19 protein-coding genes and 1 other RNA gene are annotated in these 18,983 nt (G+C 58.5%); 11 read left to right on the top strand and 9 right to left on the bottom strand.

Annotation, left to right across the window (positions count from 1 at the left end; all coding sequences use genetic code 11):
* The first annotated feature begins 363 nt into the window (after positions 1-363).
* Together RGV06_RS13795 and RGV06_RS13790 are read left to right on the top strand one after the other, a co-directional pair.
* On the top strand, positions 364-780 hold the full coding sequence (locus tag RGV06_RS13795) for a hypothetical protein (protein WP_046810433.1): 417 nt from the start codon (positions 364-366) through the stop codon (positions 778-780).
* Between the two features lie 51 nt (positions 781-831).
* A complete protein-coding gene (locus RGV06_RS13790; protein ID WP_037032074.1) occupies positions 832-1,236 on the top strand; it encodes a flagellar basal body-associated protein FliL in 405 nt (134 codons plus the stop codon).
* A 39-nt stretch (positions 1,237-1,275) separates the two neighbouring features.
* Here the strand turns inward: RGV06_RS13790 and RGV06_RS13785 are convergent, their stop codons facing one another.
* From RGV06_RS13785 to RGV06_RS13770, 4 genes are all read right to left on the bottom strand, one after another.
* A complete protein-coding gene (locus tag RGV06_RS13785) occupies positions 1,276-2,394 on the bottom strand; it encodes an ABC transporter permease (protein ID WP_019824479.1) in 1,119 nt (372 codons plus the stop codon).
* Positions 2,394-5,126 (bottom strand): ribosome-associated ATPase/putative transporter RbbA, encoded by a 2,733-nt coding sequence (gene rbbA / locus RGV06_RS13780; protein ID WP_046810421.1) that lies wholly within the window; start codon positions 5,124-5,126, stop codon positions 2,394-2,396. Before rbbA ends, RGV06_RS13785 begins: the two co-directional genes overlap by 1 nt.
* Positions 5,123-6,088, bottom strand: coding sequence for an HlyD family secretion protein (locus RGV06_RS13775; protein WP_019824481.1), 966 nt, complete (start codon positions 6,086-6,088; stop codon positions 5,123-5,125). The genes rbbA and RGV06_RS13775 overlap by 4 nt, the downstream gene beginning before the upstream one ends.
* A gap of 228 nt (positions 6,089-6,316) precedes the next feature.
* Positions 6,317-6,766 (bottom strand): EVE domain-containing protein, encoded by a 450-nt coding sequence (locus RGV06_RS13770; RefSeq protein WP_322150209.1) that lies wholly within the window; start codon positions 6,764-6,766, stop codon positions 6,317-6,319.
* A gap of 194 nt (positions 6,767-6,960) precedes the next feature.
* Between RGV06_RS13770 and RGV06_RS13765 the strand changes: the two genes are divergently transcribed.
* Entirely contained in the window at positions 6,961-7,110 is a 150-nt protein-coding gene (locus tag RGV06_RS13765) for a hypothetical protein (protein ID WP_019824485.1), read from the top strand.
* 42 nt (positions 7,111-7,152) lie between these two features.
* Here the strand turns inward: RGV06_RS13765 and RGV06_RS13760 are convergent, their stop codons facing one another.
* From RGV06_RS13760 to RGV06_RS13745, 4 genes are all read right to left on the bottom strand, one after another.
* Positions 7,153-7,758: a 5-formyltetrahydrofolate cyclo-ligase gene (locus RGV06_RS13760; protein WP_019824486.1), complete on the bottom strand. Its 606-nt coding sequence runs from the start codon at positions 7,756-7,758 to the stop codon at positions 7,153-7,155.
* An 86-nt stretch (positions 7,759-7,844) separates the two neighbouring features.
* A non-coding RNA gene (gene ssrS / locus RGV06_RS13755) (6S RNA) lies at positions 7,845-8,022 on the bottom strand.
* Between the two features lie 31 nt (positions 8,023-8,053).
* A complete protein-coding gene (locus RGV06_RS13750) occupies positions 8,054-8,371 on the bottom strand; it encodes a cell division protein ZapA (RefSeq protein WP_019824488.1) in 318 nt (105 codons plus the stop codon).
* Positions 8,368-8,577 carry a TIGR02449 family protein gene (locus RGV06_RS13745; RefSeq protein WP_019824490.1) on the bottom strand — a complete coding sequence of 70 codons (210 nt, stop codon included), beginning with the start codon at positions 8,575-8,577 and terminating at the stop codon, positions 8,368-8,370. Before RGV06_RS13745 ends, RGV06_RS13750 begins: the two co-directional genes overlap by 4 nt.
* A gap of 122 nt (positions 8,578-8,699) precedes the next feature.
* Here RGV06_RS13745 and RGV06_RS13740 point away from each other — a divergent pair, with 122 nt between their 5' ends.
* From RGV06_RS13740 to gcvH, 8 genes are all read left to right on the top strand, one after another.
* The gene (locus RGV06_RS13740) at positions 8,700-9,257 is read left to right on the top strand and encodes a YecA family protein (RefSeq protein ID WP_019824492.1); all 558 of its coding nucleotides are present in this window, start codon (positions 8,700-8,702) and stop codon (positions 9,255-9,257) included.
* A 29-nt stretch (positions 9,258-9,286) separates the two neighbouring features.
* Positions 9,287-10,609: a Xaa-Pro aminopeptidase gene (pepP, locus tag RGV06_RS13735; protein WP_046810423.1), complete on the top strand. Its 1,323-nt coding sequence runs from the start codon at positions 9,287-9,289 to the stop codon at positions 10,607-10,609.
* Positions 10,606-11,793, top strand: coding sequence for a 2-octaprenyl-6-methoxyphenyl hydroxylase (gene ubiH, locus RGV06_RS13730; RefSeq protein WP_019824499.1), 1,188 nt, complete (start codon positions 10,606-10,608; stop codon positions 11,791-11,793). Before pepP ends, ubiH begins: the two co-directional genes overlap by 4 nt.
* Positions 11,794-11,878: 85 nt before the next feature.
* The gene (locus RGV06_RS13725) at positions 11,879-13,096 is read left to right on the top strand and encodes a 2-octaprenyl-3-methyl-6-methoxy-1,4-benzoquinol hydroxylase (protein ID WP_165585718.1); all 1,218 of its coding nucleotides are present in this window, start codon (positions 11,879-11,881) and stop codon (positions 13,094-13,096) included.
* A 94-nt stretch (positions 13,097-13,190) separates the two neighbouring features.
* Positions 13,191-14,192 carry an extracellular solute-binding protein gene (locus tag RGV06_RS13720; RefSeq protein ID WP_019824503.1) on the top strand — a complete coding sequence of 334 codons (1,002 nt, stop codon included), beginning with the start codon at positions 13,191-13,193 and terminating at the stop codon, positions 14,190-14,192.
* Positions 14,193-14,340: 148 nt separating this feature from the next.
* A complete protein-coding gene (locus RGV06_RS13715; protein WP_048352260.1) occupies positions 14,341-15,957 on the top strand; it encodes an ABC transporter permease in 1,617 nt (538 codons plus the stop codon).
* Positions 15,958-16,110: 153 nt separating this feature from the next.
* Positions 16,111-17,193, top strand: coding sequence for a glycine cleavage system aminomethyltransferase GcvT (gcvT, locus tag RGV06_RS13710; RefSeq protein ID WP_019824506.1), 1,083 nt, complete (start codon positions 16,111-16,113; stop codon positions 17,191-17,193).
* Between the two features lie 62 nt (positions 17,194-17,255).
* Positions 17,256-17,639, top strand: coding sequence for a glycine cleavage system protein GcvH (gcvH, locus tag RGV06_RS13705; RefSeq protein WP_019824507.1), 384 nt, complete (start codon positions 17,256-17,258; stop codon positions 17,637-17,639).
* A gap of 56 nt (positions 17,640-17,695) precedes the next feature.
* Here the strand turns inward: gcvH and RGV06_RS13700 are convergent, their stop codons facing one another.
* Positions 17,696-18,838, bottom strand: coding sequence for a DegT/DnrJ/EryC1/StrS family aminotransferase (locus RGV06_RS13700; protein ID WP_198822392.1), 1,143 nt, complete (start codon positions 18,836-18,838; stop codon positions 17,696-17,698).
* Positions 18,839-18,983 lie beyond the last annotated feature (145 nt).

The raw sequence follows: 18,983 nt of genomic DNA, 5'->3' as shown, positions 1-18,983 counted from the left end.
AGAGCTCCAAATTTCTTGTTATATCAGCGGTGTCGAACGTTACATTTTCGTTACTGAAAATGACAGGCCTTCTCCCTGGAGCGTAAGGGAAAATCCTACGTACGGTTTTCGCTTTTGAACATGTCGTGTGGCTACAAAGTCGATGCCAGACCCGTTGAGATCTCTGATCTCCCAGAAATCTATTCACTAGCGCTTAGAAATAGTCCGCTTGTGATGTTCAGGTGGGTAGAGGCGGTAGGTGTAATCGGAGCGATCCCACGAGAGGATCGGAGCCAGTGAGCTGAGAAATCAGGCAACACATCAATAATATTTCCCCCTTTGAATTCCTGTGGATGCGGTTTGGCGCAACGAAGGGGGATGGTGATGAAGTATCGGGTGTGGTTATTCGTCATGTTTATGGCAGTGGAAGTACGGGCCGAGGCGTTCTCGAATCCTCTGAACCGCGCAACCTGTCTCACGTTGAATCGGGAAGTTAATAGCTATATTCGCCGCGGGATCGACCAGCCTCTGGCTGAAGTGACTGTGTTCAGGCAGACCCGCAGTCTATTGATTGAGGGTTTTGAAGCCGGGCAGTATTCCATTGATCAGTTGGCAGCCGGTTTATACGCGCTTTCGCAAGGCGCGCAAAAGGTGGTTAAAAACTGCCAGCGAAAACGCAGTCGAAAATTTGTGGACATGTTGCCTGAGCCCGTCAAGGCGCTGCTGCTGACGGGGCGCCCGGACACAACTGATTCGCGCAGGCCTACGGCTTTTCAGGGATTGGCCGATAAGGGTAGATAGGCCCGCAAGCAGCCCCGTATGCTTGCACCCAACCGTATTAAGGAGCGAATTGTGAAAGCGTGGATCATGTTGATGCTGGCCCTGTCCTTGCCGATGGCGGCGGTTGGAGAAGAGGCGCAAGAAGGCGGCGACAAGGTCAGCTACATAAGCCTGAGCCCGCCGTTTGTGGGTAACTACGGCCTGGATGGCAGCTCGAAGCTCAAGGTATACAAGGCCGATATTTCCTTGCGCGTGACGGGCCCCGAGGCGGCAAAGGCGGTTAAAGCTAATGACCCGTTGATTCGCAATCAGTTGGTGGGGCTGTTTACCCAACAGACCAGCGAAACCCTGGGCAGCGTCGAGGCCAAGGAGAAGCTGCGTCAGGAAGCCTTGAAGCAGATCCGGCAGGTGATGAGCGATGAGACCGGCAAGCCGATGGTGGACGATTTGCTGTTTAACAATTTGATTGTTCAGTAAAGGCTCAAAGCCCCTCTCCCTATGGGAGAGGGCTCTACGCTACGACGCCAAACTCTTGCGAAACCGCGCCAGCGCAATGGCGAAGAACACCAGCCCGATGGCGGCCAGCGCCAACAAGTCCGGCCACACCACATTCACCCCGGCATCACGGAACAGTATCGCCGCGCTGAGGCTCACGAAGTGGGTCGACGGCGAGCATTGCATCACCCATTGCAACCATTGGGGCATGCTGTCCAGCGGCGTACTGCCGCCCGAGAGCAGAAGCATCGGGATAATTACCGGGATTGCCAGCAAACCGAATTGCGGCGTTGAACGGGCCAGGGTCGCAAGGAAGATCCCCAGTGCGGTGCTGGCAAACAGGTAGAGCGCAGTGACCAGTAAAAACAGGGTCAGCGACCCCGCCAACGGCACACCCAGCGCCCACTTCACCACCACTTCCAGTGATATCCAGGTGCACAGCACCACGACCAGCATGTTGCTCCAGATTTTCGCCAGCATGATTTCAAGCGCCGTCAATGGCAGCACCAGCAAGTGATCCAGTGTGCCGTGTTCCCGCTCTCGCAGCAGGGCGGTGCCTGTCAGCACAATAGCCAGAATGGTGATGTTATTGACGATCTGGATGACGGCCAAAAACCATCCGCCTTCCAGGTTCGGATTAAACAGTGCCCGATTACTGATCAGCACCGGTGTTTTTGCTGCCGCGTCGGCCTGGCCGGTGTAGTTGAGCAGCTCGCGCTGGAAGATTCGTCCGATATAACCCGCGCCCATAAAGGCCTGGCTCATGGCCGTGGCATCAACGTTGACCTGCACGCTGGGCTCACGTCCGGCCAGCAAGTCGGCTTGAAAGTTGACCGGCACGTTGATCACAAATGTGTACTTGCCGCTGTCCATCGACTGGTCCAGTTGATCGTAGGGCAGGGCCTGCGGGGCTTGAAACTCCGGGGGCAGCAGTGATTGCGCAAGCTTGCGTGACAGGGCGCTGTGGTCTTCATCGACGATGGCAACGCTGGCGTTGTGAACACCGATAATCGATCCGGCAGCGGGCATATAAATCGCCACAGTGAAGGCGTAGAACAAAAACAGCAGCAACACGCTGTCGTGGCGCAGGCTGGTCAGCTCTTTAAGGCCAAGGCGCAGGATGTGCGAGAGCTTGTGCATCAAACCTCCTGCTTCTTGAGCATGATCAGGCTCAGCCCGGTAAAGACCACAAAGAACCCCAGCAGCGCCAGGCATTGCGGCCACAACTGGCGCAGATCCAAGGCTTTGGTGAAGGTGCCTACGGCAATGTCGAGAAAGTGCCCGGCCGGGAACAGCATGCCCATCAGTGCCGCCGAACCCTCAAGCGAGGAGCGCGGCACGATCAGCCCGGAGAACTGAATGGTCGGTAAGCTGGTGATGATCATGGTGCCCAGAATCGCCGCGATCTGCGTGCGCGTGAAGGCGGAAATCAGCAAGCCCATGCTGGTGGTGGCCAGCACATACAGTAGTCCGCCAAGCGCCAGCGTTACCCCGCTACCCTTGAATGGAACGCCGAACAGCCAGCGGTTCATCGCCACCAACAAGGCCAGATTGACCAGGCTCACGGCCAGATAGGGAGCCTGCTTGCCGAGCAGGAATTCGAGACGGGTCAGGGGCGTGGCATAGAAGTTGGTAATCGACCCCAGTTCCTTTTCGCGCACGATGCCCAGCGCGGTCAACATGGCCGGGATAAACGCGAGGATAAGCGCCATCACGCCGGGGCCGATGGCATTCACACTGATCACGTCCTGGTTGTAGCGAAAACGGGTTTCGAGCTTGGCCGCCGCTTGTTTGTTTTGTGTCTGGCTGCTGAGGGTGGAGAGCTGCTCAAGGTTGGCGGTATGTACCGCTTCAACGTAATTGCGGCTGGTTTCGGCCCGGAAGGGCATGCCGCCGTCCAGCCAGGCGGCGACCGTGGGCTGGCGACCGGCATACAGGTCACGTCCAAATCCGGGCGGTATTTCCAGGGCAATTTTGATTTCGGAGCGCTGCAAGCGTTTGTGCAATTCATCTGAGCTGCGGATTGGGGCGTGCTCTTCGAAATAGCGCGAGCTGCGGAAGGCTTCCAGGTAGGCACGACTTTGGGGGGTTTGGTCCTGGTCGTAGACGGCGAAGGCGAGGTTCTCGACGTCGAGAGAAATACCGTAGCCGAATATCACCATCATGAACACGGCGCCCAGCAAGGCAAACGCCATGCGCACTTTGTCGCGCAGTAATTCTTTGGACTCGCGGCTGGCCACGGCGATCAGCCGGGTCAGGCTAAACCCCTTTTTGCTGACGGGCGGCGCAGCATTGGCCACGGGTGTGGCGACTGGCTCGGCCTCAGTCGCAGGGCTGGCGCCCTGGTCGTTTTGTGCCTGTTCCAGACAGGTGACAAATGCCGCTTCCAGCGTGTCGCCCTTGAATTGCTGTTGCAGTGCATCGGGCGTGTCGCAGGCCAAAACTTTACCCGCGTGCATCAATGAGATGCGGTCGCAGCGCTGGGCTTCGTTCATGAAGTGGGTGGACAAAAAGATGGTCACCCCCTGCTCGCGTGACAGCTCGATCAGCAGCCGCCAGAAGTCATCACGGGCGGCCGGGTCGACCCCCGAGGTTGGCTCATCAAGGATCAGAACTTCGGGGCGGTGCAGCACGGCTACCGCCAGTGACAAGCGTTGGCGCAGGCCCAGCGGTAATTCGCCGGACTGTTGTGACGCCACATCGCCGAGGTCGAAGCGCTCAATCAGCTCTTCGATACGGGCCTGGCTTTCGGTCTTGGGCAGGTCGAACAGCTGGGCGTGCAACACAAGGTTTTGCCGCACGCTTAACTCGCCGTACAGCGAGAAGCTTTGCGACATAAAACCCACGCGTTTGCGGGTGGCCAGGTCTTTGGCATTCACCGGGTTGCCGAGCAGTTTGGCGCTGCCTTCGGTGGCCGGCATCAGCCCGGTCAGGACCTTCATGGTGGTGGTTTTACCGCAGCCGTTGGAGCCCAAAAAGCCGAAGATTTCTCCTCGGCCGATGGCAAAACTGACGTTGTTCACGGCCGTAAAGTCGCCGAATTTCAGGGTCAGGTCATGGGCCTCAATGGCGATGTCGCTGTTGTCGCTGACTCGAGGCGGGATCACCAAAGGCTCGTTATTGTGACCGCTGTCGCCCTGATAGTGGGTGAAGGCCTCGTCGAGCTTGCCGGTAGCGGTGACAGTCGCCAATTCCTGGCTTAAACCGGCGGCAATCAATTTGCCGCGATCGAGCATCAGGCAGTGCTCAAACTGCTCGGCCTCTTCCATGTAGGCCGTAGCCACTAGAAGCGTCAGTTGCGGGCGCTGACTGCGCACGTCATCCACCAGTTCCCAGAAGCGTCGACGGGAAAGTGGGTCAACCCCGGTGGTGGGTTCGTCGAGGATCAGTAAATCCGGTTCGTGGATCAACGCGCAACACAGGCCGAGTTTTTGCTTCATTCCGCCCGACAGCTTGCCAGCCGGGCGTTCGGCAAAACGCTCCAGATCGGTGGCCTTGAGCAGCTCGGCCATGCGTTGTTCGCAGTCCTCTTTTGACAGACCGAACAAGGTGCCAAAAAAACGGATGTTCTCGCTGATCGACAATTCGGGATAAAGGTTGCCCCCCAGTCCCTGGGGCATAAATGCGATCAGTGGGTACAGGGTGTTGCGATGGCGGCGGTCGTCAATCGGGCCGCCAAGCACTTCAAGGTTGCCTTGCTGGAGTTTTTTGACCCCGGCAATCAACCCCAGCAGGCTCGATTTACCCGCACCGTCCGGGCCTATCAGTCCACAGCGCGTGCCTTTTGGCAGGCTGAAGGCTATGTCGAACAGCGCCTGCTGTTTGCCATACCAGTGGTTGATGCCACTGGCGTTGATCGCCAGGTCGCTCATTGCAGATTGGCCGGCCAGGCTACGTCTGCGGTTCGTACATAACCCGCCCCCGGCATGCCCGGCTTGGCCTGTGGCACGGCGCTTGGGTCGGTGAGGCGCAGCTTGACGCGAAATACCAGTTTTTGTCGTTCGTCGCGGGTTTCGACTTCTTTGGGCGTGAATTGCGATTTGGCTGCGACAAAAGCAATTTTGGCCGGCAGCGCCTGGTCGGGCAGGGCGTCGAGCACGATGCGGGCGTCAGCGCCAACGGTCAGCTTGCCGACCACTGAAGCCGGCATGTACAGGTTCATGTACTGGTCGCTGGGGTCGATCATCATAAAGACTCGCCCGCCTGCGCCCAGCACTTCGCCGGGTTCGGCCAGGCGCAATTGGATCACGCCGTTGATGGGCGCGCGCAGGCTGCTGTCATCGATTTCGCTGGTGAGTTGCGCAACCTGGGCTTCGGATGAGCCGATGGCAGCCTTGGCGGCTGCCACCTGGGCCTGTGCTGCCACGACTGCTGCGTTGCTGGTATCGAACCTGGCCTGTTGCTGGTCGAGTTGCTGGCCGCTGGCAAAACCGCGCTGGGACAGTTGGCGAAAGCGCGTGAGCTCCTGGCTGGCCAGCAGTTTTTCGCTTTTGCGCAACTGCACGTTGGCTTCATTGGCGGCCAGGGTTTGGCGGGCCCGCAGTACTTCGGCTTCGGCTTGCGCGCGACTGGCTTCCAGGGTGCGGGTATCCATGCGAGCCAACAGTTGGCCCTGGGTCACACGGTCACCTTCGTCGACCAGCACTTCGGCCAGGCGGCCCGGGGTTTTGGCTGCGATTTGTACTTCTGTGGCTTCGAGTCGACCGTTGCCCATGCTGATGCCTTCAGGGAGGCTGTCGTGCTGGGATTTCCAATACCCGAACCCGCCTGCTGCGATCAGCAGGACAGCCAGGGGAATAACGAAATAATGGGAAATGCGGGAATTGCTAGACATGCCGACATCCTGTGTCACAGAGCGCTCTAGTTTGACGTTCTCAAGGCGATTACGACTTGATGCCAGTCAAAGGAAGACCAGAGCGTAGACGGGAATACAGGATGTTGCCTGCCACGAGGCGAGGTGAGTGGTGGGAGCGGGCTTGCTCGCGATGCAGGCGGCGCGGTCTGCCAGTACAACCGCGGTGATGCCATCGCGAGCAAGCCCGCTCCCACAGGTCACAGGTGTTTACAACAACCCCATCACCGCAGCCCATTGATCATCCGTAACGGGCATCACTGAAAGGCGGCTGCCTTTTTGTACCAGTGGCATTTCGGCCAGGGCCGTTTGTTGCTTGAGGTAGTCGAGCTTGATCACTTTGGGGAAAGTCTGCTCGTGGGCGACCTGCAGTGCGCTCCACGGGTTTTTTTCGGCGCTGGCCTTGGGGTCGAAATAATGGCTTTCAGGGTCGAGGGCGGTCGGGTCCGGGTAGGCGGCTTCACTGATGCGACCAATCCCGGCAATCCCAGGCTGCGGGCAACTGGAGTGATAGAAGAAGAACAGGTCCCCTACTGCCATGGCTCGCATAAAGTTGCGCGCCTGGTAGTTGCGCACGCCGTCCCAGCGCGCTTCGCCGAGCGTGTGCAAGTCTTTGATCGAGAACTCGTCAGGCTCGGATTTCATCAACCAGTAGGCCATTTTCTACTCCAGAAACATGCTGTGGTTATTTTGTCTGGCAGCATTTTGATAAACCGACAGTCGGTTGACGCCAGAGTTTGCGTGTGTGTTCGTGTTGCCGCAGAATGCCCGGCTTTGAAGCTTGACGCTGCTGCACGGCCTATAACAAAAACCGTTGCTGTCATCGTGTTGATTTGCCTGAAGGGGGGCAATCGATGAAACGCAAACCGGATTTACTGTGGATGCTGGTTATTTTGTTCGGTTTGGGTGTGGTTACAACGGGTTATGCACAAAGTCTCTGGTCAAATTCGATTGACGAGCCAATTGAACTGACACAACAGCAAGTACAACCCTTCAAACGCTAAAACCTGATCGAAGGCATCACTTGAACGGTGATGCCCTGGTTGTCAGCGGGCGACGTACCACTGCCTGTCAGAGACGGTGCCCTGCAAAGGTACATCCCAACTGGCCTGGGCCAGATTTTCGACTTTCTGACACTCGTGGGCCAACCCCAAAAGCGTCGGTTTGCGCCAGCTTTGGCGTCGTGCCTGATACGCCAGGCTGCGGTCATAAAAACCGCCGCCCATACCCAATCGTCCCCCCGCGGGATCAAACCCCACCAATGGCAACAACACCAGGTCCAGCGCCCAGACCTTGCGTTGACGTGCGCGATTGATGCGTGGTTCTAGAATGCGAAACCGGTTGGGGATCAGCTTCTCGCCGGGAGCAATCCGCTGAAAGACCATCTTGGTCTTGGGCCAGGCGCTGAGGACCGGCAGGTAGGTGATCTTGCCCCTGCGCTGCGCTTCGCGCAGCAGCAGACGCGGATCGATTTCACCGTCGGTGGGCAGATAAAGGGATATGTGTTTGGCGCGGCGAAACAGCGGGTGCTGTGCCAGTTGCCGGTACAGGCCGCGGGCGGCCTGGCGTTGCTCGCACGGCGACAGGTCGCGGCGGGCTTTGCGCAGCATTCGGCGAAGTTGCGGGCGGGTAGGCGTCGCAGGTTCGTTCATAGGGCGTGCTGTTCAAGGACGAGTTCACCGCAGGGTGGCTCGTGGAAGCCAATGCCAGCAGGTGGCTGGCATTGCGCTAGGAAATCAGGCTCCCCGACGTACCGCTGTCGGCTTGGCCCTTGAACCCGAAAGTTCAAGGTGGAAGTTGCAGTAGACCTTAAGGCTTTCCGTCTAGCGGACATGCACACCGGCCCAACGTGCAAGCTCCAGGGTAGTGCGAATCGGCTCAGGGACATCGCTAACTGGCGAATACTCCAGGGAGTGGCGCGAGTATACCCCAAAGTAACGTTTTGAATCAGCTTTGACGTTCGTTCGGATCAGTGGCCAGCACCAGATCAACGCGTTCCAGCAAGTCGCGCACCTGCTCACGGGTGGAGCTGCTGGTTTGAACTTCGGCGACTTCCTGCTTGTGCAGCAGATCGTGGGTGATATTCAGAGCAGCCATCACGGCGATACGGTCGGCACCAATGACTTTGCCGCTGCTGCGGATTTCGCGCATTTTTCCATCCAGATAACGGGCAGCGCTCACCAGATTGCTCCGCTCTTCCTGGGGGCACATGATCGAATATTCTTTATCGAGGATATGCACGGTGACGCTACTGCTTGAACTCATGAGTCTTGCTCCAGGGCTTTGAGGCGCGAAATCATCGATTCCACCTTGTGTCGGGCGATTTCGTTTTTTTCAATGAGGTGCGCGCGTTCCTCGCGCCAAGTCTTTTCCTGAGCAATTAAGAGTGCGTTTTGGCGGTTTAGTTGCTCGACTCGGCTAATCAGCAACTCGAGTCTAGCCATCAGTGCATGCAGGTCGGTGTCTTCCATTGTGTCCTACTGTGAATTTTCTGATGGATGGGGACTGACGCCTCGATGGTCTGGCACGTCTGCCGATGCTAGGATACAAGCCCTCCATTCTAGACATAGCGCCGCTTGGCGCCTAGCTGACCATGCCTATTCAGAATTCTCCGTATCAAGCCTTTGTAACCCTGCTGACCGCCAGCGGCCACTCCGTTTCCCCTGCTGAACTGCACGGCCACTTGTTGGGTCGCAGCTGTGCCGGGGCCGGTTTTGATGCCGAAAGCTGGTTGGTTGAAGCCAGCGAGCTGTTGGCAAGTGAGCCACAAGACAACGTACGCAATGCCTTGATCGGATTGCAAGAGATGGTCAAGGGCGAATTGACCAGCGATGACATGACCGTTGTGCTGTTGTTACCGACCGATGATGCGCCTCTGCCTGACCGCGCGGCTGCGTTGGGCCAGTGGTGCCAGGGTTTCCTGTCGGGTTTCGGCCTGACCCGCCGTGCCTACTCGTTGAGCGATGAAGCCAACGAAGTGCTGCGCGACCTCGCCGCCATCGCCCAGGTGCAAGATGCACTTGAAGAGTCCGAAGATGGCGAAAGCGACTACATGGAAGTGATGGAATACCTGCGTGTCGCACCGTTGCTGCTGTTCACCGAAACCAAAAAAACCGCTGAACCTGCGCCAGCCAAACCTTCGCTGCACTGATTGATCGTCAAGAGGGAACCCGTCTGCCCATGATCCATATCCCGAAATCGGAATACGCACGTCGCCGCAAGGCACTCATGGCGCAGATGGAGCCCAACAGTATTGCGATTCTGCCCGCTGCCGCAGTGGCCATTCGCAATCGCGATGTCGAACATGTTTACCGTCAAGACAGCAATTTTCAGTACCTGAGCGGCTTTCCCGAGCCTTCAGCCGTGATCGTGTTGATCCCGGGTCGTGTGCACGGCGAGTACGTACTGTTTTGCCGCGAGCGTAATGTCGAGCGCGAGTTGTGGGACGGTTTGCGGGCCGGGCAAGAAGGCGCTATTCGCGACTTCGGTGCCGACGATGCGTTCCCCATTACCGATATCGACGACATCCTGCCGGGGCTGATTGAAGGTCGCGACCGGGTCTACTCGGCGATGGGCGCCAATCCTGAATTCGACCGCAATCTGATGGAGTGGATCAACGCGATTCGCTCCAAGGCGAATCTCGGTGCCCAGCCGCCCAACGAATTCGTTGCCCTGGATCATCTGCTGCATGACATGCGCCTGTATAAATCGGCGGCAGAACTCAAGGTCATGCGCCACGCGGCGCAAATTTCGGCTCGGGCCCATGTGCGGGCCATGCAGGCCAGCCGTGCCGGTTTGCATGAGTACAGCCTGGAGGCCGAACTGGATTACGAATTTCGCAAAAGCGGGGCAAAAATGCCAGCTTATGGCTCGATCGTCGCATCAGGTGATAACACTTGCATCCTGCATTACCAGGAGAACGACGCCCTGCTCAAAGCCGGCGATCTGGTGTTGATTGATGCCGGCTGTGAAATCGACTGTTACGCCAGCGATATCAGTCGCACCTTCCCGGTGAATGGTCGTTTTTCGCCAGAACAAAAAGCGATCTATGAATTGGTACTGGCGGCGCAAGAAGCGGCATTTGCTCACATTGCCCCCGACAAGCACTGGAATCAGGCACACGAAGCCACGGTCCAGGTCATAACCGCCGGGTTGGTGGAACTGGGTTTGTTGCAGGGCGATCTTCAGGAGCTGATCGCGACTGAGGCTTACAAGCCGTTTTACATGCATCGGGCGGGTCACTGGCTGGGGCTTGATGTGCATGACGTGGGTGAGTACAAAGTCGGCGGCGAGTGGCGCGTGCTGGAAGTCGGCATGACCCTGACTGTCGAGCCGGGCATCTATATCAGCCCCAACAACCTTAATGTCGCGAAAAAATGGCGTGGCATTGGCGTGCGGATCGAGGACGACGTAGTGGTCACCAAACACGGCTGTGAAATCCTGACCGGCGAAGTACCCAAAACCGTCGCCGATATCGAAGCCCTTATGGCGGGCGCGGCATGAGTCGCGTCAATCTGGCCATTATTGGTGGCGGCCTGGTGGGTGCGAGCCTGGCGCTGGCCTTGCAGGCCGGGGCCAAGGCCCGGGGCTGGAAGATTGTGTTGATCGAGCCGTTCGCCCCCGGCAACAGCTATCAGCCCAGCTATGACGCTCGATCTTCGGCGCTCAGCTACGGTGCCCGGATTATTTATGAGCGTTTGGGCCTGTGGCAGTCGATTGCAGAACGCGGCGAGCCGATCAAGGACATTCATGTGTCCGATCGCGGGCGCTTCTCAACGGCGCGCTTGTCGGCCTGCGAAGAAGGTGTTCCGGCGTTGGGTTATGTGGTTGAAAACGCCTGGCTGGGTCAGTGCCTGTGGAAAAGTCTGGACCCGGACGTGATCAGCTGGCGTTGCCCGGCTGAAGTTATCCACATGCAACCGCTGGAAGATGGCTATCGCCTGACTCTCAACGACGAGACCACGCTGGAGTGCGACCTTGCAGTCCTGGCCGATGGTGGGCGTTCGGGCTTGCGTGAACAGTTGGGCATTCATGTGCGCCAGCAGGCTTATAACCAAAGCGCGCTGATCGCCAATATCACCCCAAGTCAGCCCCACGGCGGGATGGCGTTCGAACGTTTCACCGACGAAGGCCCAATGGCTTTGCTGCCGCTGCCTGACAACCGCTGCGCGCTGGTGTGGACCCGTCTGGGGATGGACGCCCAGCGCCTGGCGGCACTGGATGAGCGCAGTTTTCTCAGCGAATTGCAGGGCGTATTTGGCTATCGTCTGGGCACACTCAAGCAAGTGGGGGCGCGGCATCTGTACCCGCTGACGTTGATCGAAGCGCAAGAGCAGGTACGCCCCCATCTGGCGGTATTGGGCAACGCGGCCCACAGCCTGCATCCGATTGCCGGTCAGGGTTTCAACCTGTCCCTGCGTGATGCTCAGGCCTTGGCCGATGCCTTGCTGGCCAGCGATAAAAAACCCGGTGATTTGGCGACGCTGCTGAGTTATCAACAGGCTCAAAAACTCGACCAGCAACTGACCATCGGGTTCTCTGACAAGGTGACGCGGGTATTTGGCAGTGAGCAGCCACTGGTTTCGTTTGGTCGAAACCTGGGTTTGCTCGGCCTTGATCTGGTGCCACCGGCCAAGCGCTGGTTCGCCCGCCAGGCCATGGGCCTGGGTACCCGCGCAGACAGTTGATGTCGGCGGGGCGAGCATGCCCCATGTCGATCCATTTTTTCAGGTGCGGCGTACGCCGCTAGCGAGACAGGCTTAAAGCATGGATATGCGCGCAGATCTGCTGATTGTTGGGGCCGGAATGGTCGGAAGCGCACTGGCGCTGGCGCTCAGGGACAGCGGGCTGAATATCCTGCTGCTCGATGGCAGCCCGCTGAGTGTCAAACCCTTTACCGCCGAGGCTCCGTTCGAGCCTCGGGTCAGTGCCCTGTCAGCTGCCAGCCAGCGTATTTTGCAGCGCCTTGGCGCGTGGGATGGCATCACCCGGCGTCGCGCCAGCCCGTATTCGCACATGCAGGTATGGGATGGCAGCGGCACGGGGCAGATCCACTTCTCGGCGGCCAGTGTTCATGCCGACGTGCTGGGTCACATTGTTGAAAACCGCGTGGTGCAGGACGCCCTGCTTGAATGTTTGCAGGCGTCGGGCATCGAAATGCTGGCCAATGCGCGCTTGGAACAGATGCGCCGCTCGGGCGACGAGTGGCTGCTGACCCTGGCCGATGGCCGCACCCTGCGTGCGCCGCTGGTGATTGCGGCCGATGGCGCCAACTCGGCTGTACGCCGCCTGACGGGCTGTGAGACCCGCGAGTGGGATTATCAGCATCATGCCATCGTCACCAGCGTCCGCTGCTCAGAGTCGCATCAGCGGACCGCCTGGCAGCGTTTTACCGACCATGGTCCGCTGGCATTCCTGCCGCTGGAGCGCGATGGCCAGCAGGACTGGTGCTCGATTGTCTGGTCGACTACGCCTGAGCAGGCCGAGTACCTGATGGCGTTGGACGATGCTGCCTTCTGCCGCGAGCTTGAACTGGCTTTTGAAGGCCGTCTGGGCAGCGTGTTGAGCGCTGATCCCCGGGTGTGTGTGCCACTGCGTCAGCGTCACGCCAAACGCTATGTGGCTGAAGGCCTTGCGTTGATCGGTGATGCAGCACACACCATCCACCCGCTGGCCGGGCAGGGCGTAAACCTGGGTTTTCTGGATGCTGCCGTGCTGGCGCATGTGTTGCTGCACGCGATTGACCGTGGCGAGCGTTTGGCGGATGTGCGCGTGCTGAGCCGTTTTGAACGTCGGCGCATGCCCCACAACCTGGCTTTGATGGCCGCCATGGAGGGTTTCGAGCGCTTGTTCCAGGCTGACTCGCTGACCGCACGATTGCTGCGCAACACCGGTTTGAAATGGGTAAACAAAATGCCCGAGGCCAAAGCGTTGTTTGTGCGTCAGGCCCTGGGGCTGAGTGGCGACCTGCCGCCGCTGGCCAAGCCGTAACATCTAGTAACTCCTCCGGGGCGAGTTAGGTTGAGGTGTTAAATGTGATTCACTACCATTTACGCCCGATTCGCATTAAGAGAGACCGCCCCTCATGTTGGCACGCAAGCGTCTACTGACTGCCCTGGCCCTGACCGTTTTCGCGAGCAGTGTTTCTGCTGCCGAAGAGGTGGTGGTTTACTCCTCGCGTATCGACGAGCTGATCAAGCCAGTATTTGATGCCTACACCGCCAAGACCGGGGTCAAGGTCAAGTTCATCACCGACAAGGAAGCGCCGCTGATGCAGCGCATCAAGGCTGAGGGCCAAAATGCCACTGCCGACCTGTTGCTGACTGTGGACGCCGGTAACCTGTGGCAAGCCGAGCAAATGGGCATCCTGCAGCCGTTCACTTCCGATGTGATCGACAAAAATATCCCGCCGCAATACCGCTCCTCCTCCCATGAGTGGACGGGCCTGAGCCTGCGCGCACGAACCATCGCCTATTCGACTGACCGGGTTAAACCTGAAGAGCTGTCGACCTACGAGGCTTTGGCTGACAAGAATTGGGAAGGTCGCCTGTGCCTGCGTACTGCCAAAAAGGTTTACAACCAGTCCCTGACCGCCACCATGATCGAAGTGAACGGCCCGGAAAAAACCGAAGAAATCCTCAAGGGCTGGGTCAACAACCTGTCCACCGACGTCTTCTCGGATGACATCGCGGTGCTCGAAGCGATCAACGCAGGGCAGTGTGACGTGGGCATCGTCAACACTTACTACTACGGTCGCTTGCACAAGCAAAAACCGGATCTGGCGGTGAAGCTGTTCTGGCCCAACCAGGCGGATCGTGGTGTTCACGTCAACCTGTCGGGTATAGGCCTGACCAAGTACGCCCCTCACCCAGAGGCCGCCAAGGCATTGGTTGAGTGGATGACTACCCCTGAAGCCCAGGCGATTTTTGCCGGTGTTAACCAGGAGTTCCCGGCCAACCCAAGCGTTGCACCCTCGGCCGAAGTGGCCAGCTGGGGCAAGTTCAAAGCCGATGCACTACCCGTAGAAGTGGCAGGCAAGCGTCAGGCCGAAGCCATCCGCATGATGGACCGCGCGGGCTGGAACTGATCAAAATCTGAAGCAATACCTGTGGGAGCGGGCTTGCTCGCGATAGCATCGCCGGGGTTTCATTGGAAACTGCGGTGTTTGCATCGCGAGCAAGCCCGCTCCCACATTTGTTTTTTACCTCGTCCCGACCACCTTCCGAGAGTTTTTCGTGGCCCATCCTGCTCAACGTCGCTGGTATCCGCTGGTTTTTGTCATTGCCGCTCTGGTGCTGTTGCCGCTGAGCGTTCTGCTGCTGTCCTGGCAAAGCATTGACACCCAGATCTGGAGCCACTTGTGGGACACGCAGATGCCGCGCCTGCTGGGCAACACCCTGACCCTGATCGTCGGAGTGGGCATTGGCGTCACGCTGCTCGGTGTGAGCCTGGCCTGGTTGACCAGCCTGTGTGAGTTCCCTGGCAGGCGTTGGCTGGACTGGGCGCTAATGTTGCCGTTTGCGATTCCTGCGTACGTGTTGGCGTTCGTCTTTGTCGGCTTGCTGGATTTCGCAGGCCCCGTGCAAACCCTGCTGCGTGAGTGGTTTGGCATGGGCCTGAGGTTGCCACGGGTGCGTTCCACCGGCGGGGTGATCATCGTCCTGATCCTGGTGTTCTATCCCTACGTTTACCTGCTGGCCCGCACGGCGTTTCTGGCACAGGGCAAAGGTCTGATGGAAGCTGCCAGGGTGCTGGGTCAAAGCCCGTGGCAGGCATTCTGGCGCGTGGCGTTACCCATGGCACGCCCGGCGATTGGTGCGGGTGTGGCGCTGGCACTGATGGAAACCCTGGCTGATTTTGGTGCCGTGTCGGTGTTCAACTTCGATACCTTCACCACCGCTATCTACAAAACCTGGTACGGCTTTTTCAGCCTGTCTACGGCAGCGCAACTGGCCAGTTTGCTACTGCTGGTGGTCATGGTGGTGCTCTATGGCGAACGACGCGCCCGGGGCGCCAGCCGCGCCAGTAACGAACGCCCACGGGTCAGTGCCCTGTATCACCTGAACGGTCCCAAAGCGTGGCTGGCCAGTGGTTGGTGCTTGCTGGTGTTTGCCTGTGCTTTCGTCATTCCGATGCTGCAACTGGTGGTGTGGTTTTGGCAGCGTGGTCGTTTCGACCTGGATGAGCGATACACCGGCTTGATCCTGCACACCCTCTATCTGGGTGGCATGGCGGCACTGATCACCGTCAGCGTGGCCTTGGTGTTGGCGTTTGCCCGGCGTCAGGCACCTACTCCGGTCATTCGCGCCGGGGTCAGCCTTGCGAACCTGGGTTATGCCCTGCCGGGCTCGGTGCTGGCGGTGTCGATCATGTTGGCGTTCAGCTATCTGGACCGCGAATGGGTGATTCCGGTGTCAGGCTGGTTGGGCGGTGCGGGCAAGCCTCTTTTGCTGGGCAGCCTGTCGGCCTTGCTGCTGGCGTATCTGGTGCGGTTTATAGCTGTGGCTTATGGCCCGCTGGAAAACAGCCTGGCGCGCATTCGGCCCTCCTTGCCGGAGGCATCTCGCAGTTTGGGTGTCAGTGGGCCACGACTGTTTTTCAAAGTGTATCTGCCGTTATTGCTGCCGGGCACCTTGAGTGCTGCTCTGCTGGTGTTTGTCGATGTGCTCAAGGAAATGCCGGCCACCTTGCTGATGCGCCCGTTCGGCTGGGACACACTGGCTGTGCGGATCTTCGAGATGACCAGTGAAGGCGAATGGGCGCGGGCTTCGTTGCCGGCCCTGACTCTGGTACTGGTTGGATTGTTACCGGTCATCGGACTGATTCGACGCTCGGCACATCGAATCGGTTAGGTGCCAGTCCTTCTTCATGCGGCTACAATGCGCGGCATTCGGTGCGGTCTGTCTGTCAGGCCAGGTTTCTGCGTGATGTAAGAAAGCCATATTTTAGGCTTGAAATGCCCCGCAGCCTGTCCGCACCCTCGCCAAGCCCGGAAGGAGAAACCCATGGGACAGCGTACGCCTCTGTATGACCTGCATCTCGCCCTGGGCGCGAAGATGGTCGATTTTGGCGGTTGGGATATGCCTTTGCATTACGGCTCACAAGTTGAAGAGCACCATGAGGTGCGCCGCGACTGTGGGGTTTTTGATGTCTCGCATATGACCGTGATCGACATCGCCGGGCCTCAGGCCAAGGAGTGGCTCCAGTATTTGCTGGCCAATGATGTCGAGCGTCTGAATACACCTGGCCGTGCTTTGTACAGCGCCATGCTCAATGAGCAGGGCGGCGTGGTCGACGACATGATTGTCTACCTGATGCCGACGGGTTATCGGCTTATCGTCAATGCCGCCACCCGGGATCAGGATCTGGCCTGGATGGAAGCTCAGTGTCAGGGCTATGACGTGCAGTTGTTGGAGCGCCCGGAACTGGCCCTGTTGGCCATACAGGGACCACATGCACGGCACAAAGTGGCTGAACTCGTGAGTCAGGCACGCGGCCAGTTGATCCAGCAGCTCAAACCTTTCGAGGGGCAGAGCAGCGGCGACTGGTTTATCGCTCGCACTGGGTACACCGGTGAAGATGGCCTTGAAATCGTGCTCCCGGCCGATCAGGCCCCGGCCTTTTTCAACGATCTGGTGGGTGCCGGTATTTCACCGATTGGCCTGGGCGCTCGCGATACCTTGCGACTTGAAGCCGGCATGAACCTCTACGGGCAGGATATCCACCTGTCTGTTTCACCTCTTTGCGCCAACATGGCCTGGACCATCGCCTGGGAGCCTGCCTCGCGCAAGTTCGTGGGCCGCGAAGCGCTCGAAGCTGAAAAGGCCGGTGGCGTGCAGCTCAAGCTGGTGGGATTGGTGCTTGAGGAGCGGGGCGTTTTACGTGCTCACCAGGTGGTTCGCATCGCCAATGTTGGCGAAGGGGAGATCACCAGTGGTAGCTTCTCTCCTACGCTAAGCAAATCGATCGCGCTGGCGCGAGTACCGATGGCAACGGCTGATCGTGCCGAGGTTGAAATTCGTGGCAAGTGGTACCCGGTTCGCGTAGTAAAACCGACTTTTGTTCGTCAGGGCAAAGCTCTGATCTAACGTTTACTGGCGAGTAAGCACCGTGTGTGCACCGCTGACATTTATTCTTGAGGACACTGAATATGAGCCTGATCCCTGCTGAGTTACGCTTTGCTGAAAGTCACGAGTGGGCACGCCTGGAAGCGGATGGCACGGTTACCGTAGGCATCAGCGATCATGCTCAGGAAGCCTTGGGTGATGTGGTGTTTGTTGAGCTGGCCGAAGTCGGCAAAGTGTTTGCCGCAGGCGATACAGCAGGCGTTGTGGAGTCGGTAAAAGCCGCATCCGACATTTACTCGCCTGTTTCCGGGGAAGTGATTGCCGTCAACGAAGCACTGGCGGACAGCCCTGAATCGCTGAACAGCGACCCGTACACCAGCTGGATTTTCAAGCTCAAGCCAAGCAACACCGCGGAGCTGGAAAAACTGCTGGATGCTGCCGGTTACAAGGCTGCGATCGGCGAGTAACCTGGCTACAAAGAATCTCAACTGTGGGAGCGAGCCTGCTCGCTCCCACAGGGAGGTTAGGCGTTTCGCAGAACTGCTTTAACCGCTGCCACCGAACGCTCTACATCGGCCTTGGTCATTGCCGTAAACATCGGTAACGACACGATCAGGCGCCCGACACGTTCTGCAATCGGGAACATCCCTTCTTTAAAGCCCAGAGCACGGTACAAGCTCAGCAAGTGAATGGGCGGGTAGTGATAGCCCACGCCGACACCCAGGGCTTGCATGTCTTTCATGAAGGTTGCACGTGCGGGCTGACCGTCCTTGCGCTCAGGCAGCACAAGCTGGAACAGATGCCAGTTGGTGTTGTTGAAATCTGCAACCGGCAGTTGTGCGCCGTATTGCGCTTCAAACTCAGGCCCGAAGCATTCGAAGTAATGCTTGGCCAATTCCCGACGATGGGCAGTGATGGTTTCGATATGGGCAAACTGACCCAGACCAATCGCAGCAGCGATGTCGGTCATATTGAACTTGCCACCCAGCACGTCGACATCCAGCCCATCGAAGCCGGTGCGAGTTACACCCTGCAGGCGGTATTTTTCGGCCAGCCGTGCTTCTTCTTCATTGTTCAACACCAGGCACCCACCCTCGGATGAGGTGATGTTCTTGTTGGCCTGAAAACTGAACGATACAAAATCGCCCCGTGCGCCAATACGCTCACTCTGCCAGCTGGAACCCAGCGCTTGAGCGGCGTCTTCAACGACGCGCAGGTTGTGTTTTTTGGCCAGCGCGTAGAGCGCCTCCATGTCCACTGGCAAGCCCGACAGGTACACAGGGATGATTGCCTTGGTGCGCGGGGTGATGGCTGCTTCGAGTTTGGCCAGATCGATATTGCGTGTCACCGGATCGATATCGGCAAAGACCGGCGTCGCGCCGACTTCGATAATCACGTTAGCGGTGGCCACCCAAGAAATAGGCGTGGTGATGACTTCATCGCCCGCACCAATGCCAGCGATGCGCAACGCGATTTCCATCGTGCAGGTGCCGGAGTTGAAGGTGCGCACGGGGCGCCCGCCAAAGTACTCGGACAGCTGTGCTTCGAAAGCCTGGACCTTGGGTCCGCTGGTTATCCAGCCCGAGCGTAAAACGTCGCCCACAGCAGCAATGGTGGCTTCATCAATGGTGGGTTTGGAAAACGGCAGGAAAGGCAGCGAGCTCATAGAGGCATGACGTCCGATGTGAATGAGTTTGGAGGACCAAAAGCAATAGCATAGCGCTCAAGATCATACCCGGAGGATCATTCACATCCGGTGAAAATTCTGTATGGCAGCTGAATCAATAAGACAAGTGCTTCACCTGTAGCCG

This window comes from Pseudomonas sp. CCI3.1 (genome assembly GCF_034313985.1).
Lineage (GTDB): Bacteria > Pseudomonadota > Gammaproteobacteria > Pseudomonadales > Pseudomonadaceae > Aquipseudomonas > Aquipseudomonas psychrophila.
This window is presented reverse-complemented; position numbering and strand designations above follow the sequence as displayed.

Coding starts and splice junctions, on each gene's coding strand:
- RGV06_RS13795 (WP_046810433.1), top strand. CDS start 364: ATGAAGTATCGGGTGTGGTTATTCGTCATGTTTATGGCAGTGGAAGTA.
- RGV06_RS13785 (WP_019824479.1), bottom strand. CDS start 2,394: ATGCACAAGCTCTCGCACATCCTGCGCCTTGGCCTTAAAGAGCTGACC.
- rbbA (WP_046810421.1), bottom strand. CDS start 5,126: ATGAGCGACCTGGCGATCAACGCCAGTGGCATCAACCACTGGTATGGC.
- RGV06_RS13775 (WP_019824481.1), bottom strand. CDS start 6,088: ATGTCTAGCAATTCCCGCATTTCCCATTATTTCGTTATTCCCCTGGCT.
- RGV06_RS13770 (WP_322150209.1), bottom strand. CDS start 6,766: ATGGCCTACTGGTTGATGAAATCCGAGCCTGACGAGTTCTCGATCAAA.
- RGV06_RS13765 (WP_019824485.1), top strand. CDS start 6,961: ATGAAACGCAAACCGGATTTACTGTGGATGCTGGTTATTTTGTTCGGT.
- RGV06_RS13760 (WP_019824486.1), bottom strand. CDS start 7,758: ATGAACGAACCTGCGACGCCTACCCGCCCGCAACTTCGCCGAATGCTG.
- RGV06_RS13750 (WP_019824488.1), bottom strand. CDS start 8,371: ATGAGTTCAAGCAGTAGCGTCACCGTGCATATCCTCGATAAAGAATAT.
- RGV06_RS13745 (WP_019824490.1), bottom strand. CDS start 8,577: ATGGAAGACACCGACCTGCATGCACTGATGGCTAGACTCGAGTTGCTG.
- RGV06_RS13740 (WP_019824492.1), top strand. CDS start 8,700: ATGCCTATTCAGAATTCTCCGTATCAAGCCTTTGTAACCCTGCTGACC.
- pepP (WP_046810423.1), top strand. CDS start 9,287: ATGATCCATATCCCGAAATCGGAATACGCACGTCGCCGCAAGGCACTC.
- ubiH (WP_019824499.1), top strand. CDS start 10,606: ATGAGTCGCGTCAATCTGGCCATTATTGGTGGCGGCCTGGTGGGTGCG.
- RGV06_RS13725 (WP_165585718.1), top strand. CDS start 11,879: ATGCGCGCAGATCTGCTGATTGTTGGGGCCGGAATGGTCGGAAGCGCA.
- RGV06_RS13720 (WP_019824503.1), top strand. CDS start 13,191: ATGTTGGCACGCAAGCGTCTACTGACTGCCCTGGCCCTGACCGTTTTC.
- gcvT (WP_019824506.1), top strand. CDS start 16,111: ATGGGACAGCGTACGCCTCTGTATGACCTGCATCTCGCCCTGGGCGCG.
- gcvH (WP_019824507.1), top strand. CDS start 17,256: ATGAGCCTGATCCCTGCTGAGTTACGCTTTGCTGAAAGTCACGAGTGG.
- RGV06_RS13700 (WP_198822392.1), bottom strand. CDS start 18,838: ATGAGCTCGCTGCCTTTCCTGCCGTTTTCCAAACCCACCATTGATGAA.